Below are 13,090 nucleotides of genomic sequence, written 5' to 3' on the forward strand. Positions count from 1 at the left end.
CCTCAGCTGTCTCCCCAGGTATTCCAGGAAGTGACGGTCTCCGCCGGCGGACGCGTGGCCGGGCGAAACTCAGTGCCGATCGTGTAGGCCACGGGGAAAAGGGCAGCCTGGGTGACGGTTGGCGGAATGCCGAGCAGTTCGCCCACCTCCTGCTCCCTGAATAGATGCATCGTCGTCCACACTGAGCCCAGTCCGCGCGACCGCAGCGCGAGCAGAAAGCTCCAGCCCGCCGGGATGATCGATGCCCACGCCGCCGCGGCGACGCCCAGATCAGCCTTGTCGAAACGCCGATTCAGGCACGGAATCACGTGAACCGGGACCTGAGCCAACGTTTCGGTGAGGCTCAGCGCGCCGGCGTACACGCGCCGGGTCTGCGGATCCGGCGCAGTCTCGACGGCGTGCGCCAGATACTGCTCGCCGATGCCGCGGTAGATGTCGGCGATCGCCGCACGTTTGGCGGGATCGGTGACGACCATCCAGCGCCAATCCTGCGCGTTGCTGGCCGTCGGCGCTTGCATGGCGAGCCGTATGCATTCGAGGATCACCTCTCTGCCGACCGGCCGGGTCAAATCGAGCCGTTTGCGCACCGCCCGCGTCGTGGTGAGCAGTTCGTCGACCGAAGCGATGTCCACCCGTCTGCAACCGCCGCCGTCGTTCAGAGATCCAGCGCGCAGGACTGGTCCACGCCCAGCACGGTCAGCGACCGTCCCAAACCCAGAAAGACCGCGACGCACAGGGTGAGATCGAGAACCTCGGCGTCGGAAAACGACTCCCGCAATCGGGTGAAGAATCCGTCGTCCAGCGAGGTGTGGTCGGTGGCGAACCGCTCGGCGTACTCGATGGCAAGACGCTGGCGGGGCGTATAGCCGGGGTATTCGGCGTAGGCCGCAACGTTGTCGTAGAGCTCCGGTGCGATATGGGCATCCAGTACCGACTGGGCACGGAAGCCCGAGCATGCGGTGCAGTCATTGATCTGCGCGATGCGCATCCTGGCCAGCTCTCGCTCCTCGGGAGGCAAGATACTTTGCTGGTACGCGCCGCGGATCATCCGCTCGACCATGCCACCGAGCTGAGGGCGTAGCGACCAGATCATCGCAGCCTCGCCTCCGGGACCGTCCGGCACGTCGAGCCTGGCCATAACTGATCTCCTGCCCGCTAGAGACGGTGCCGTTTGAGCAAACCAGATTCTCGGCTCGGCTGTCCAGGTCGCCGCATACGCACAATTTGACATACGTAGACCCGGCGTCAAGCCGCAAACCGGCGCGGGTTACCGTCCGTGGAACGAGGGCGTTGGACGTGGGACGCCCGTATGGGAGGTTCCGGCGTGCTGTTTATGCACGAGGTGCACAAAGTGCGCGGACGCGCCGAAGACGATTTCGAAGCCGCCTTCCGGGACGGCTGGATGCCGATGCTCGCCGCGGACGACGACGCGCGGCTGCTCTGGTATGCCGACCACGCGCAGGGCAGCGGCCCCGCATACACCGTCGTCACGGTCACCGCCATCCAGAACGGAGCCGCCTGGGAGCGTCTTGCCCTGCGGGTGCAAAAAGGTGACCTGCAGAAGTGGATTCGCGGTGTCGACGAACTCCGCCACGACGTCGAGGCCAAGCTGCTGGTGCCGCTCGCGTGGTCGCCGCTGCAGGAGGTGCCGTTCCACGAGGTGCCGGTCGACGGTCGTCAGCACGATCTGAGTCTCTACATGGAAGACACCATGTGGCCCTACCAGGACAAATTCGAGGAATACATCGACCGCTGCGGCTTGGTCTACGCCAAGAGCCTGGAACGACCGTCGTCGATGCTGTCGATCCGGGCCGCTTTCCAGCCGGCGCTCGGCAGCCACCAGCGCCGCGAGGTCACCTTGATGCAACGCATTCGACGGCCAGAGGCGCTGATCGAGCTGCTACGAAGCCATATCCCCCCGGAACACCGCGCCCCGGGAACCTGGATGCACGACGCGCTGGACTTGCGTGACCAGTGGACCAGCCGCCTGCTGCGCACCAGCTCCTGGTCACCGCTCTATTGACCGACATGAACACGGGCACGATCATTGACGCCCCCGCGGCCGGCGATCCCAACCGGACCGCACTGATCATCGACGAGCACATCGTCAGCTATGCCGAACTGGCAGCGGCGGTCGACCGGTGCGCCGCCGGCCTGGCCGGCGCCGGCGTGAAGGCCGGTCAGCGCGTCGCCGTCGTCGACGGCGGTAGCCTGCTGTCGATCGCGACGCTGCTCGGGGCGGCGCGGATCGGCGCAGCGGCCGCACTGATCAACCCCGCGCTGGCACCGCCGGAACTGCGCGGGCTGATGACGAACGCCGGCTGCGCCGCGGTGGCGGTTGCCGGGCGGCCGTACCTCAGCCGGGTACGCAGTGCGGGGTCGAGGACGGTACTGGCAGACGACGACTTGTTGCGCGGTGGCCACGCCACTGTCCAGTCCGCCACCGGTGTCGATGACGGCGAGGCGTTGGTTCTATTCACCAGCGGCACCACCGGACTGCCGAAGGCGATCGGCGTCACCAACCGCCGGCTCGCAATGCGGATCCGCGGAATGGCCGCGCCATTTCGGGTCGGCACGAAACCGTCGGTAGGCATGATGTGCGTGCCGTTCTTCCATGTCGGCGGGGCGCTCGGAACGCTCGGCAGTCTGTACTCGGGCAACACCTCGGTGATACAGGAGCGCTTCGATGCCGGCGAGTGGTTACGACTGGTGTCCGCACACCGGGTGAGCGCCACCTTCCTGGTGCCGACGATGCTGCAACGCATCCTCGACCATCCTGACTTCGCCGCGACCGACCTGACCTCGTTGGTCGCGATCGCCTACGGCGCCGCGGCCGCACCCGTCGCGCTGGTGCGCCGCGCGATGGCCGCGCTCCCGCACGTGGCCTTTGCCGACGTGTTCGGCCAGACCGAGACCCTGGGCGCCTACACCACACTGATGCCCGACGATCACCGCGATCCGGCGCGGGCCGGGTCGGTAGGCCGGCCACTCCCGGGAGTCGACGTGCGGGTGGTGGATCCGGCCGCCGGCAACGATGTCGAGCCGGGCGCCGTCGGAGAGCTGTGGGTCAGGTCCACCCAGAACGTCGACGAGGGCTGGCTGCGCACCGGTGACCTGGCCCGGCAGGACTCTGAGGGCTACATCTTCCCGAGTGGCCGACTGAGCGACACGATCAACCGCGGCGGAGAAAAGTTCGGCCCGATCGAGGTCGAGGAGGCTTGCGCTCCCATCCGTTGGTCAGCGATGTCGCGGTAGCCGGCATCGCAGACGACGAGATCGGCCAGCGGGTGGGCGCCGCGGTGGTGACCCGCGGACCGGTGACCCTCGACGAGCTGCGGTCACATTGCCGGGACTTGATCGCCTACTTCAAGCTGCCGGAACGGCTGGCAATCGTCGATCACCTCCCGTACAACGCGACCGGCAAGGTCAACCGCGGTCAGATTGCCACGCTGATCGCGAATCATGGCTGACACCAGGGAGTTTCAGTGCTGTTTCTTCACGAGACCCACAAGGTGATCGGGGCGCGCCAGGACCAGTTCGAGGCCGCCTACCGCGAGGGCTGGATGCCAACCCTGGCCAGAGAGGACACTGCCCGACTGCTCTGGTACACCAACCACGCCCACGGTTCGGGGGCGTCGTACACCGTGGTCACCATCACCGCGGTCACCGACGGCGCGGCGTGGGAGAACCTGGCACGACGTGCCCAGGCCGGCGACCTCAAGTCCTGGATGCGCGAGCTGGACGAACTGCGCCACGAGGTGACCGGCAAGCTGCTGCTGCCGGTCGCCTGGTCGCCGCTGCAGACGGTGGACCTGACGGCGGTGCCCACGGACGGCACGACCCACCCGCTGTCGCTGTTCATGGAGGACACCGGCTGGCCCTACGCCGCACTGGACGACTACATCCGCTCCTGGGACGAGATCTACTACCGGCCGCTGTCTCATGCGCCGGCCAGCATGCGCATCCTCGACATCCAGGCATGTTTTCAGGTCGCGCACGGCAGCTCCCGACGACGAGAAGCGATGCTGTGGCAGAAAATCGACGACGCCGACAACTACGCGGCGCTGGTTCACCTGCTGACCAATGAAATCCCGCCGGAGCACCGGGCGCCGGGCAGCTACATGTTCGAGGCGCTGAAGTATCGCGACCAATGGCAGCGCCGACTCCTGCGCACGTCGGCCTGGTCACCCCTGTACTGAGCGGTGCAAAGTCAACTAAGCCAGCGGCGCCAAACCTGACCGCACCAGATCCAGACTGGCGGCCACCAGCTGGCCGAGGTCGCCGGTGCACCCGTCGCGGCCCCAATGCTCAACGGCCGCGACCAGGGCCGCCGCGAGGGTCGCGCCGGCGATCTCGGCAGCGAGCTCGGGATTCGGGACTTTCGGGCGCCGGCTCTTGACAAATTCGGTCAGCACCTGGGCAAACGACGACTGCACCACCCGCAGGTGACCCGCAATGCGCTCGGCGCTGATCAGCTCCGCGCGCGCGGACGCGGCCTGGCGGACCACTTCGATGTCGTGCGGGAATGCGGCGACGCTGGCCAGCACCGCGTCGAACAGCGATTCGGAGGTCGGGCGCCGGCCAAGCGCCTCGGTCAGCCATTCCAGGTGCGTCTCGTAGTCCTGGAACAGGACCGCCTCCTTGGTGGGGAAGTGGCGGAAGAAAGTGCGCTCGGTGACGCCGGCCTCGTTAGCCAATTCCGTCACGGTCACGTTCGCAAACCCCTTGCGGGCGAAGCTTTTCAGCGCGGCCCGGCGAAGCGCCTCATGTGTGGATCGCCGGCGTAGCTCGTGACGGTTGGCCGGCTTGGAAACGTGCGCTGTCATTTCCAAGCGATCGTATCCCGAAAATCGCGTCAGAACTGACATCTTCAAATTGTGTCAGAACTGACATATTCTTGGCGCGGGCCCGTCGAGGCCTACGGGGTGCCACCCATCGGGAGAACAGGTTTAGGACTATGGACCAGACAGACTTCGACGCGATCGTCGTGGGCGCCGGGCATAACGGGCTGACCGCCGCTGCAATTCTGCAACGTGCGGGGTTGCGCACTGTGTGTCTGGAAGCCAACACCTACGCGGGGGGCATGGCGGCGACGGTCGAATTGATCGACGGCTTCCGCTACGAGATCGCCGGTTCGGTGCAGTTTCCCACCGCGAGCCAAATCACCAAAGATCTCGGGATCGACACGCTGCCGACAGTGGAGCCCGACGTGATGTCGACCAACATCGGTGAACACGGCGAAGAGCCGATGGTCTTCTATCGCGACCCAATACAGCTGATGACGCACCTGAGCGACAAGCACGGCCTCGAGGCCGTCACCGGTATGGCCGAGCTGATCGGGTGGAGTCAGGGTCCCGCAAAAGCGCTCGGCCGCTTCGATGTTCGCCAGCCGCCCAAGACGCTCGACCAGATGTATGCGTGCGCGGCCAACGATGCCGAGCGCCGGGCCATTCACGAGATGCTGTTCGGCTCGGCGATGGATGTGATCGACCGCTACCTGCCCGACAAGGAAAAGCACGCCGTCATGCGCGGGATGCTCGCATTTCTGGCCGTCAACTCCACCTACCGGGGGCCCTATACGCCCGGCAGCGCCACCTGCCTGGCGTTCGCCCTCGCGGTTCCCGACAACAGCACCGCGATGATGACCAAGCTCAAGGGCGGCATCGGCGCCCTCACCGAACACCTGCGCGAGCTGTTCGTCTCCCACGGCGGCGAGATCCGGTTCCGCACCAAAGTTGAGGAGATCCTCGTCGAAAACGGCGCGGTCACCGGTGTGCGGCTGCGCGACGGATCCAGGCTCAGCGCGCCGATCGTCGTCTCCAACCTCTCGCCGGACCTCACCCTCACCGAGCTGGTCGGATCAGAACATGTTCCGGCAGAACTGGTTTCGCGGGTGTCGGGCCGCGATCACCGAGCGTCCTTCGTGCAGATCCACTTCGCCCTGGACGGCCTGCCCGAGTTCGCCCCGCCGTACGAGCTGCTGAACGAGGCCGGGATGCAGCAGTCGGTCGGCATCTTCGGGTCTCCGGAAGAACAACAACTGCAGTGGGAAACCTGCCGTCGGGGCATCGTGCCGGACAACCCGTCGATGGGGATGCAGATCCCCTCCGTGCACGATCCGAGCATGGCCCCGCCCGGCAAGCACGCGGCCAGCGCGTTCGCGTACGCCTTCCCGGTGCAAGTCGGCCGCGACCAGCACGGCCATCTCAAAAATGAGATGGCACAACGTGTTATCGACAAGATCAGCCGGTTTGCGCCCAACTTCAAGGACATCGTGATACGGCACATCACGTTTGCGCCGTATCACATGAACACGATGTTCGGCGCACCCGCCGGCGACTTCTGTCACGGCCTGCTGCACCCGGATCTGATGGGTCCGAATCGCCCTGGGCCCAAGGGTTTTCTCGACTTTCCGATTCCGATCGGGGGCCTCTATCTCGGCGGCGCGGGATGCCACGGCGGACCCGGCATCACCTTCACGCCCGGCTACAACGCCGCTTATCAGGCACTCGACGACATCGCATGAGTTCGTGCTGGGTCACCCGTGCAGCGCAAGTTCGAATGTTCCGGTGAGCTGGGCCTGCGCGGTAGCGGCGCCGGCGATGGTCTGTGCCGCTTGGGCGCCGGCCAGGTGGCCGGGCAGCTGGTAGTTGTCCGGTAGCTGGTACAACGTGAACCGGTAGTGGTGCTTACCGCTGCCCGCCGGAGGGCAAGGCCCGCTGTACGAAGTCTGGCCCGCGGAATTCGGCAGCACCCTGCCGCCGCCGGGAGTTTGACCGTCCGGGGTGCTGCCCGGTCCGGGTGGGATGCCGGTCACCACCCAGTGGACATATGTGCCGCCGGGGGCATCCGGGTCGTCTAGCACCAGAGCCGCGCCCGAGGGCGTCGACCAGGTCAACGGTGGCGCGAGGTTGGCACCCTTGCAGCTGTACTGCACCGGGATCGATGCTCCATCGGCGAACGCTGGACTCGTGATCGTCAACGGTCCAGCCGGTGGCGCTGCGGTGGCCGTGCCGGCGGAAATCCCGCCCCCGAGGCCGGCCAGTGCCACCGCGAGTGCCAGCCCGGACCCGGCTGGTGCGATTCGACGAAGGGTACTCACTACGGCGCTACTTCTTGCCTCTGTTGACCTCGAGCACTCGCTTGCGCAATCCCTTGGTGGCCTGATCCATGATTCCCTTGGTCCCTTGCTTGACCAGGAACCCGGGGACCGGAATGGTCAGGTCGATCATGAGGGCGAAGTGGACCTTGGTGGAATCTCCTTGGGGTGTCAGCGTGTACCGGCCTTCCTGCGCGCGTTGCCCTTTGGCGCTCACCAGCGTCCAGCTCACCCCGTCGTCTTCATCCGAGTAGGCCAATACCTGTTCGTCGGCAACGCCCACGACCTTGACGACCTGCCTGGCCAGGCGCGGACGGCCCTCGTCGTCGCGCTCCAAGACCTCGACCGATTTGGTCGTCGGGAACCACTCGGGCAACTTCTCGAGGTCGTACAACACCTCAAGGATTTCGTCGGGTGTCGCCTCGATCACGATTTCGCGGGTATCGCTGACTGCCATTGCGCAATATTGCCAGATTGCCAGCGCCGGCAAGTGCAAATCAGGTCGTTGGCTTCAGGGCACCAGCACGACCTTGCCCACGTTCTCCCGTGCCGCCAGGATCCGGTGCGCCTCCGGAGCTTCGGCGAACGGCACGGCGGCATGCACTATCGGGGCGGCCGTGCCGTCGTCGAGGGCCTTGGCCAACGGGGCGATCCAGGGTTCGAGCGTGCCGCGATCGTCCCACAGTCGCAGCATGTTCAGCCCGATGACCGTCTTGGACTCCGAGAGCTGATCTATCAGGTTGAAGCCGCGCAGCATCGCCAGCGCGTGGGGCGCCGCCTTGCGCAGCGAGCGCTTCTCGCCCTCCTGCATGTTCGAAATTCCGTACCCGACAAGACGTCCACCGGGGCGCAACAGATCGTAGGATCGCCGCAGCGACGTGCCGCCCAGCGCGTCCAGCACGAGGTCGTAGGGCTGCAATCCCTTCCACCAGCCGTCGCGGCGATAGTCGATCGCGCGGTCCACCCCCAATTCGGCCAGCTTCTGGTGCTTGCCCGGCGATGCGGTGCCGTGCACTTCGGCGCCGGCGGCCTTCGCGAATTGAACGGCCGCGATGCCGACGCCGCCGGCTGCCGCATGGATCAGCACCCGCTCGCCGGCTTGCAGCGACCCGTAGCCGTGCAGGCCTGCCCAGGCGGTCGCGTAATTGACCGGGACGGCGGCGCCTTGCTCGAAGCTCACCCCGTCCGGCAGCACCACAGAGTCACTCGCCGCGACGTTGACGATTTCGGAGTAACCACCGAACCGGGTGCCGGCCAAAACACGTTGGCCGACGCGGCTCTGATCGACCCCGCTGCCCACCGCCTCGACCGTCCCGGCGACTTCGTAGCCGACCACCGCGGGAAGCTTCGGAGCGTCCGGATACAGCCCGACCCGTGCGAGGTGGTCGGCGAAGTTCACTCCCGCGGCGCGAACCGCGATCCGCAGTTGGCCCGGTCCCGGGGGAGGCGGGTCGGGGCGCTGCTGCACCTGCAATACCGACGGGTCGCCATGCTTGGTGATGACCACTGCACGCATTCATTCCTCCTCGGTGAACCCAGCGCGGCCCTCACGAGCCGGCAAACCACGCCGTTTTCACCGAGTGCGTCTGCGGCGGCGGCAGATGCGCATTTGCAGCGCCCAGCGAACCGATCCTGACCGTCCACGTCGGCTGCGACCGGTCGATAGGCGACGCGTCACGCTGCGGCGGGACGAGCACGGTGAGGTTTGCGCTGGGACAACCGTAAGCTGCGACCAGGCCGTCGTCGCGCCCGCCCCACGCACCGCCGTTACGCAGGCGACATTGCGTGCCGTCGTCCAGCAGCAACGCAAACGGCTCGGGCGCGGCCGGCGGCTTCACATGCGGAAGCGGAGCGGTGTAGGACACCCGGTGCAGTTCTTTGGCCCAGGGATCGCCGAGACACAACAGCGATCCCGGCGTCGACGGCCAGCACACGTCGGCCCCGGCCGCGTTGGGCGCGCAGTAGTAGACGTCGTCCGCGACCGCCGCGGGCGAGGCGGCGCAGCTGGAGACCTCGGCGACACTGCCGGCTTCCGGGGTAGCGGGCACCTGCCGGAAATCACTGGCCGGTTGCCCGGTGGCGTCGACGGCGATCACCACTACGACTTGCGTGCCGTTTGCCGCGGTGGCGTGCATCGACCCGGCGTTCGTGTCGGGCATCAAGTCGAAGCGGATCAGCAGCCACGTCGCCACCCCCACAACGAGGACCACCAGGGCGATGACCACAACGATGATCCGTCCGGGAGATCTCCACCCCATGCGCGAATCCTACTGTCCCACAGTGGCTGCACAGCTACGTTTGTTTCTATGCTGTTTCTATGTATTTCGGTTGGGAGCCGGTGGCCGACGGAGTGCACCGCTGCCGAATGGCGTTCTGCGACGTAACCATCGGCGTGGTCCAGGGCAGCGCTGGAACACTGCTCGTCGACACCGGCACCACCCTCACCGATGCAGCCGCGGTCGGCGCCGATGCCCGAGAGCTGACCGGAAGACCCATAACACATATTGTCTTGACGCACAAGCACTTCGACCATGTGCTGGGTTCTGGAGGCTTCCCGGAAGCGGAAGTTTACTGCGCCCCCGAAGTCGGGCAATACCTGTCGTCGGCCACTGATCAACTTCGCAGTGAGGCACTGAGTTACGGCGCCGACGCCGCCGAGGTCGACCGTGCCATTGCGGCCTTGCGCTCACCGCGACACGAAAGCTACGACGCCACTGTCGATCTCGGTGACCGCGTCGTCACCATCGCCCACCTGGGTCGCGGCCACACCAATGCGGATCTGGTGGTGATCACACGTGGCAGAGATGGCCGGCTCGTGGTGTTCACCGGTGATCTTGTCGAGGAATCCGCCGAGCCGTCGATCGACCACGACTCCGACGTGGCCGCTTGGCCGGCAACCCTGGATCGGCTACTCGCGGCCGGCGGATCGGAGGCTGTCTACGTCCCGGGCCACGGCAAGCTGGTCGACGCGGGATTCGTACGCCGCCAGCGGGATTGGCTGAGCCGACGCGTGCGATGAGCTCCTTGGCCCGCCTCGTTGCGCGATAGCACCCGAGAAGCCGGCCCGATAAGAGCGAAACTGCTTGACGAACAACGGGTTTGGATCCAGGCCGCGGCAGCCTGGTGGCTGCGCTGAAGGCGCTTCAGTCTGCTGGCGCCTCCGACCGCCGCGGGCGCCTCCGCCGTGGCGATGGCCCCTTTTCTGACCGATGATTCAACCGCCCAGCGCGGGGCTACACTCTCTGCGACAGCGGTACCGTGCTGCAGAGGGAGTGTAGAGCCATGGCCATCATCGAATCGGACACTGAGGTCCATTCACCGTTTGAACAAGAAGTCGCCGCCACCCAGCGGTACTTCGACGGCCCGCGCTTTGCCGGGATCACCCGCCTGTACACCGCACGCCAAGTAGTAGAGCAGCGCGGCACCATCCCTACCGACTACACCGTGGCGCGGGAGGCGGCGGCAGCGTTCTATGACCGGCTGCGCGAACTGTTCGCCGAGAAGAAGAGCATCACGACATTCGGTCCCTATTCACCCGGTCAAGCCGTGAGCATGAAGCGGATGGGCATCGAGGGCATCTACCTGGGCGGCTGGGCAACGTCCGCCAAGGGCTCCACCACCGAGGACCCCGGGCCGGACCTGGCCAGCTACCCGCTGAGCCAGGTGCCCGACGACGCCGCAGTGCTGGTGCGCGCGCTGCTCACCGCCGACCGCAACCAGCAATACCTGCGGCTGAACATGAGCGAACAGCAGCGCGCCACCAGCCGCGAATACGACTTTCGGCCGTTCATCATTGCCGACGCTGACACTGGCCACGGCGGTGACCCGCACGTGCGCAACCTGATCCGCCGTTTCGTCGAGGTCGGGGTGCCGGGCTACCACATCGAGGACCAACGGCCCGGTACCAAGAAGTGTGGTCACCAGGGGGGCAAGGTTCTGGTGCCCTCTGACGAGCAGATCAAACGTCTCAACGCCGCCCGCTTCCAGCTCGACGTGATGCGGGTGCCCGGCATCATCGTCGCGCGTACTGACGCCGAGGCGGCCAACCTGATCGACAGCCGCGCAGACGAGCGAGACCAGCCGTTCCTGCTGGGCGCCACCAATCTCAAGATCCCTTCGTACAAGGCCTGCTTCCTGGCAATGATGCGGCACTTCTATGAATTGGGCGCCGAAGAACTCAACGGCCACTTGCTCTACGCGCTGAGTGACGGCGAGTACGCGGCGGCCCGCGCATGGCTTGAGCGCCACGGCATCACGGAGCTGGTCGCGGAGGCGGTCAACACGTGGCGGAAGAACGACGAGATGTCCATCGACGACGTCTACGACGACGTCGAATCGAAGTTCGTCGCCGCCTGGGAGGACGATGCCGGGGTGATGACCTACGGTGAGGCGGTCGCCGAGGTCCTGGAATTCGGCGAGAGCGACGACGAGCCACTCGGAATGAGCTCCGAGGAGTGGCGAACCTTCGCCGCGCGTGCGTCGCTCTACGACGCCCGGGCTAAGGCGACGCAGTTGGGCGTCAACCCGCCCTGGGACTGCGAACTGGCCAAGACCCCTGAGGGCTACTACCAGATCCGTGGCGGCATACCGTATGCGATCGCAAAGTCGTTGGCAGCCGCACCTTTTGCCGACATCCTCTGGATGGAGACCAAGACCGCCGACCTCGCCGATGCGCGACAGTTCGCCGACGCGATCCACGCGGTGTTCCCCGACCAGATGCTGGCCTACAACCTCTCGCCGTCGTTCAACTGGGACACCACCGGGATGACCGACGAGGAGATGAAGCGCTTCCCCGAAGAGCTCGGCAAGATGGGCTTTGTCTTCAACTTCATCACCTATGGGGGTCACCAAATCGACGGCGTCGCCGCCGAGGAGTTCGCCACCAACCTCAAGCAGGACGGCATGCTGGCGCTGGCTCGGCTGCAGCGCAAGATGCGGCTGGTCGAGTCGCCGTACCGAACCCCGCAAACCCTGGTCGGCGGCCCGCGCAGCGATGCCGCGCTGGCCGCCTCCTCGGGGCGGACGGCGACCACCAAGGCGATGGGCAAGGGCTCCACGCAGCACCAGCATCTGGTGCAGACCGAGGTGCCGAAGAAGCTGCTGGAGGAATGGCTGGCGCTGTGGAGCGACCACTACCAGCTGGGCGAGAAGCTCCGGGTACAACTGCGGCCCCGCCGCGCCGGCTCGGATGTGCTCGAGCTGGGGATCTACGGCAGCGGTGACGAGCAGCTGGCCAATGTCGTCGTCGACCCCATCAAGGATCGCCACGGCCGCAGCATCCTTCAGGTGCGCGACCAGAACACCTTCGCCGAGAAACTGCGGCAGAAGAGGCTGATGACGTTGATCCACCTCTGGCTGGTACACCGCTTCAAGGCCGACGCGGTGATATACGTGACGCCGACCGAGGACAACCTCTATCAGACCTCAAAGATGAAGTCCCACGGCATCTTTAGCGAGGTCTACCAGGAGGTCGGCGAGATCATCGTCGCCGAGGTGAATCATCCACGCATCGCCGAGCTGCTCAAACCAGATCAGGCGGCGCTGCGCCGGTTGATCCTCAAAGAGGGGTAGACGCAACTCGATTCCCGCTGTCCCGACCTGGTCCCGTTTGCACCTGCCCTCGGCGGGGTAGGCACGAGCGAGGACTCAACCAGATTGGGGAGCGTGATGAAATCACAAGCCAGGACGGCGGTCGCGGTGTTCGGGGGTGCTGCCATGCTTGTTGCGGCAGTCGGCTGCGGCGGTGGCGGCAACAAAGGCCCGAGCAGTTCCACGACGCCGACGACAACAGCTCCGTCGTCGTCCAGCGTCGCACCGTCTTCCGCGCCAGGCACCGGCGGTCCCTCCGGCGGTGGCGGACCTGGAGGCGGTGGCGGCGGCGTCCCGGGTGGCCCGTCCGGCGGGGGCGGACCCGGCGGCGGAGGCGGCGGCGTTCCCGGTGGACCCAGTGGAGGCGGGGGACCCGGCGGCGGAGGCGGCGGCGCTGCAGAA

At 66.3% G+C, this 13,090-nt stretch carries 15 protein-coding genes; 8 read left to right on the forward strand and 7 right to left on the reverse strand.

Annotated elements, in window-relative coordinates; all coding sequences use genetic code 11:
- Positions 1 to 2 precede the first annotated feature (2 nt).
- On the reverse strand, positions 3 to 632 hold the full coding sequence (locus tag A9W99_RS20520) for a nitroreductase family protein (RefSeq protein ID WP_067382409.1): 630 nt from the start codon (positions 630 to 632) through the stop codon (positions 3 to 5).
- Positions 633 to 655: 23 nt separating this feature from the next.
- Positions 656 to 1,138, reverse strand: coding sequence for a carboxymuconolactone decarboxylase family protein (locus A9W99_RS20525; RefSeq protein ID WP_067382412.1), 483 nt, complete (start codon positions 1,136 to 1,138; stop codon positions 656 to 658).
- A gap of 171 nt (positions 1,139 to 1,309) precedes the next feature.
- On the opposite strand from A9W99_RS20525, the gene A9W99_RS20530 reads away from it, so the two are divergent.
- From A9W99_RS20530 to A9W99_RS20540, 4 genes are read left to right on the forward strand one after another with little or no spacing between them, the layout of a single operon-like run.
- The gene (locus A9W99_RS20530) at positions 1,310 to 2,023 is read left to right on the forward strand and encodes a hypothetical protein (RefSeq protein WP_253870115.1); all 714 of its coding nucleotides are present in this window, start codon (positions 1,310 to 1,312) and stop codon (positions 2,021 to 2,023) included.
- A gap of 5 nt (positions 2,024 to 2,028) precedes the next feature.
- The gene (locus A9W99_RS20535) at positions 2,029 to 3,255 is read left to right on the forward strand and encodes a class I adenylate-forming enzyme family protein (RefSeq protein WP_253870118.1); all 1,227 of its coding nucleotides are present in this window, start codon (positions 2,029 to 2,031) and stop codon (positions 3,253 to 3,255) included.
- Entirely contained in the window at positions 3,219 to 3,470 is a 252-nt protein-coding gene (locus A9W99_RS27400; RefSeq protein ID WP_253870121.1) for a hypothetical protein, read from the forward strand. The genes A9W99_RS20535 and A9W99_RS27400 overlap by 37 nt, the downstream gene beginning before the upstream one ends.
- A gap of 15 nt (positions 3,471 to 3,485) precedes the next feature.
- On the forward strand, positions 3,486 to 4,199 hold the full coding sequence (locus A9W99_RS20540) for a hypothetical protein (protein ID WP_067382415.1): 714 nt from the start codon (positions 3,486 to 3,488) through the stop codon (positions 4,197 to 4,199).
- 15 nt (positions 4,200 to 4,214) lie between these two features.
- Here the strand turns inward: A9W99_RS20540 and A9W99_RS20545 are convergent, their stop codons facing one another.
- Positions 4,215 to 4,826 carry a TetR/AcrR family transcriptional regulator gene (locus A9W99_RS20545; protein WP_067382479.1) on the reverse strand — a complete coding sequence of 204 codons (612 nt, stop codon included), beginning with the start codon at positions 4,824 to 4,826 and terminating at the stop codon, positions 4,215 to 4,217.
- 131 nt (positions 4,827 to 4,957) lie between these two features.
- On the opposite strand from A9W99_RS20545, the gene A9W99_RS20550 reads away from it, so the two are divergent.
- Entirely contained in the window at positions 4,958 to 6,526 is a 1,569-nt protein-coding gene (locus A9W99_RS20550) for an NAD(P)/FAD-dependent oxidoreductase (protein ID WP_067382417.1), read from the forward strand.
- A gap of 12 nt (positions 6,527 to 6,538) precedes the next feature.
- On the opposite strand, the gene A9W99_RS20555 is transcribed toward A9W99_RS20550, so the two are convergent.
- The 4 genes from A9W99_RS20555 to A9W99_RS20570 are packed head-to-tail and all read right to left on the reverse strand — an operon-like array spanning position 6,539 to position 9,357.
- Positions 6,539 to 7,051 (reverse strand): YbhB/YbcL family Raf kinase inhibitor-like protein, encoded by a 513-nt coding sequence (locus A9W99_RS20555; protein ID WP_253870127.1) that lies wholly within the window; start codon positions 7,049 to 7,051, stop codon positions 6,539 to 6,541.
- Between the two features lie 58 nt (positions 7,052 to 7,109).
- Entirely contained in the window at positions 7,110 to 7,556 is a 447-nt protein-coding gene (locus tag A9W99_RS20560) for an SRPBCC family protein (RefSeq protein ID WP_067382423.1), read from the reverse strand.
- A gap of 54 nt (positions 7,557 to 7,610) precedes the next feature.
- Positions 7,611 to 8,615: a zinc-binding dehydrogenase gene (locus tag A9W99_RS20565; RefSeq protein ID WP_067382426.1), complete on the reverse strand. Its 1,005-nt coding sequence runs from the start codon at positions 8,613 to 8,615 to the stop codon at positions 7,611 to 7,613.
- A 31-nt stretch (positions 8,616 to 8,646) separates the two neighbouring features.
- The gene (locus tag A9W99_RS20570) at positions 8,647 to 9,357 is read right to left on the reverse strand and encodes a hypothetical protein (RefSeq protein ID WP_156623211.1); all 711 of its coding nucleotides are present in this window, start codon (positions 9,355 to 9,357) and stop codon (positions 8,647 to 8,649) included.
- A gap of 59 nt (positions 9,358 to 9,416) precedes the next feature.
- Between A9W99_RS20570 and A9W99_RS20575 the strand changes: the two genes are divergently transcribed.
- The 3 genes from A9W99_RS20575 to A9W99_RS27405 form a co-directional block, all read left to right on the forward strand.
- The gene (locus A9W99_RS20575) at positions 9,417 to 10,118 is read left to right on the forward strand and encodes an MBL fold metallo-hydrolase (RefSeq protein ID WP_067382430.1); all 702 of its coding nucleotides are present in this window, start codon (positions 9,417 to 9,419) and stop codon (positions 10,116 to 10,118) included.
- Positions 10,119 to 10,381: 263 nt separating this feature from the next.
- Complete coding sequence (aceA, locus tag A9W99_RS20580) at positions 10,382 to 12,670, forward strand: isocitrate lyase ICL2 (protein ID WP_067382433.1); 2,289 nt, start codon at positions 10,382 to 10,384, stop codon at positions 12,668 to 12,670.
- Between the two features lie 172 nt (positions 12,671 to 12,842).
- The coding region (locus A9W99_RS27405; RefSeq protein ID WP_371514974.1) for a hypothetical protein at positions 12,843 to 13,090 on the forward strand (248 nt) is incomplete at its 3' end.

It is taken from the genome of Mycobacterium sp. 1164966.3, from assembly GCF_001665395.1.
Lineage (GTDB): Bacteria > Actinomycetota > Actinomycetes > Mycobacteriales > Mycobacteriaceae > Mycobacterium.